Below are 2,956 nucleotides of genomic sequence, written 5' to 3' on the forward strand. Positions count from 1 at the left end.
CATATGATCTGGGGTTTATCTCCGGGTTATATGTTAAGCAGTGATTGGCATTAAGCGTTCAGAAGCGTTTTAAAGTGTGACGTGCTCGGATGCGTTCATGCTTGGAGCTGTTTGTATCGCAAGGTATGGATGGTTTCTGTGCATGGGGCGAGTGAGCGCGATAAGGGCATTCGGTGGATGCCTTGGCACCAGGAGGCGACGAAGGACGTAGCACGCTGCGAAAAGTTGTGGGGAGCCGCGAGCAGGCATTGATCCGCAAATATCCGAATGGGGCAACCCACCCAGCGATGGGTATCATCATCTGAATACATAGGGTGATGAGGCGAACCCGGGGAACTGAAACATCTCAGTACCTGGAGGAAAAGACATCAATTGAGATTCCGCTAGTAGTGGCGAGCGAACGCGGAGCAGGCCAGTGGTCTTTGGAAGAGAAGCAGAACGATCTGGAAAGGTCGGCCATAGTGGGTGATAGTCCCGTATGCGTAGTGCTTTTAAAGATCCTTGAGTAGGGCGGGGCACGTGAAACCCTGTCTGAACATGGGGGGACCACCCTCCAAGCCTAAATACTCCCTGGTGACCGATAGTGAACAAGTACCGTGAGGGAAAGGTGAAAAGCACCCCGACGAGGGGAGTGAAATAGACCTGAAACCGGATGCCTACAAGCAGTCGGAGCCTCTTATGGGGTGACGGCGTACCTTTTGTATAATGGGTCAGCGAGTTTCTGTTTGCAGCGAGCTTAAGCCGATAGGTGTAGGCGTAGCGAAAGCGAGTCTGAATAGGGCGCATAGTTGCTGGCAGAAGACCCGAAACCGAGTGATCTAGCCATGGCCAGGCTGAAGGTGCGGTAACACGCACTGGAGGGCCGAACCCACGCCTGTTGAAAAAGTCGGGGATGAGCTGTGGCTAGGGGTGAAAGGCCAATCAAACTCGGAGATAGCTGGTTCTCCGCGAAATCTATTGAGGTAGACCGTCAGGTGTTGACCCCGGGGGGTAGAGCACTGGATGGGCTAGGGGGGCCCAAAGCCTTACCAAACCCAACCAAACTCCGAATACCCGGAAGTTTAGCCTGGCAGACAGACAGTGGGTGCTAAGGTCCATTGTCGAGAGGGAAACAGCCCAGACCACCAGCTAAGGCCCCTAAATCGTGGCTAAGTGGGAAAGGATGTGGGGATTCCATAACAACCAGGAGGTTGGCTTAGAAGCAGCCATCCTTTAAAGAAAGCGTAATAGCTCACTGGTCTAATAGAAACCCTGCGCCGAAAATGTAACGGGGCTCAAGCCACGTGCCGAAGCTGTGGGTGCATATCTATGATATGCGCGGTAGCGGAGCGTTCCGTAGGTCTGTGAAGGAAGCGGGGTGACCCCTTCTGGAGATATCGGAAGTGCGAATGCTGACATGAGTAGCGACAAACAGTGCGAGAAACACTGTCGCCGAAAGTCCAAGGGTTCCTGCGCAAGGTTAATCCACGCAGGGTTAGTCGGCCCCTAAGGCGAGGGCGAAAGCCGTAGTCGATGGGAATCAGGTGAATATTCCTGAACCTGCCAGAAGTGACGAATGCGATATGTTGTTGGTCCTTAACGGATTGGACCGGCTTTTGGAGCATTCCAGGAAATAGCTCTGGCGTATAGACCGTACCCTAAACCGACACAGGTGGACTGGTAGAGCATACCAAGGCGCTTGAGAGAACGATGCTGAAGGAACTAGGCAAATTACTCGTGTAACTTCGGGATAAGCGAGACCTGCATGTGGGCAACCATGTGTGGGTGGCACAGACCAGGGGGTAGCGACTGTTTAGTAAAAACACAGGACTCTGCGAAGTCGAAAGACGACGTATAGGGTCTGACGCCTGCCCGGTGCCGGAAGGTTAAGAGGAGGTGTGAGAGCACTGAATTGAAGCCCCGGTAAACGGCGGCCGTAACTATAACGGTCCTAAGGTAGCGAAATTCCTTGTCGGGTAAGTTCCGACCTGCACGAATGGCGTAACGACTTCCCCGCTGTCTCCAGCATCGGCTCAGCGAAATTGAATTCCCCGTGAAGATGCGGGGTATCCGCGGTCAGACGGAAAGACCCTATGAACCTTTACTGTAGCTTTACAGTGGCATCAGAGACATTCTGTGTAGGATAGGTGGGAGGCTTTGAAGCAGGGGCGCCAGTTCCTGTGGAGCCATCCTTGAAATACCACCCTGAATTTTTCTGATGTCTAACCGCGGCCAGTAAGCCTGGTCCGGGACCCTGTATGGTGGGCAGTTTGACTGGGGCGGTCGCCTCCCAAAGTGTAACGGAGGCGCGCGATGGTGGGCTCAGGCCGGTCGGAAACCGGCTGTTGAGTGCAATGGCATAAGCCCGCCTGACTGCGAGAGTGACAGCTCGAGCAGAGACGAAAGTCGGCCATAGTGATCCGGTGGTCCCGCGTGGAAGGGCCATCGCTCAACGGATAAAAGGTACTCTAGGGATAACAGGCTGATCTCCCCCAAGAGTCCACATCGACGGGGAGGTTTGGCACCTCGATGTCGGCTCATCACATCCTGGGGCTGGAGCAGGTCCCAAGGGTTCGGCTGTTCGCCGATTAAAGTGGTACGTGAGCTGGGTTTAGAACGTCGTGAGACAGTTCGGTCCCTATCTGCCGTGGATGTTGGAGATTTGAGAGGATTTGTCCCTAGTACGAGAGGACCGGGATGAACATACCTCTGGTGCACCGGTTGTCGCGCCAGCGGCACAGCCGGGTAGCTAAGTATGGACGGGATAACCGCTGAAAGCATCTAAGCGGGAAACCCACCTCAAAACTAGATCTCCCTGAGGGTCGTGGTAGACCACCACGTTAATAGGCCAGATGTGAAAGCGTGGTAACACGTGCAGCTAACTGGTCCTAATCACCCAATAGGCTCACTCTCACACTATCCTTACGGATAGCCCGTGCACAGAAATCATCCATAACCACGTCACACACAAAACACC

Annotated in this window: 1 rRNA gene; it reads left to right on the plus strand. The window is 54.1% G+C overall.

The features are described from left to right. Nucleotides 1–149 precede the first annotated feature (149 nt). Nucleotides 150–2,892, plus strand: a 23S ribosomal RNA gene (locus tag HNR55_RS16445). Nucleotides 2,893–2,956 lie beyond the last annotated feature (64 nt).

It is taken from the genome of Acetobacter lovaniensis (assembly GCF_014207635.1).
Lineage (GTDB): Bacteria > Pseudomonadota > Alphaproteobacteria > Acetobacterales > Acetobacteraceae > Acetobacter > Acetobacter lovaniensis.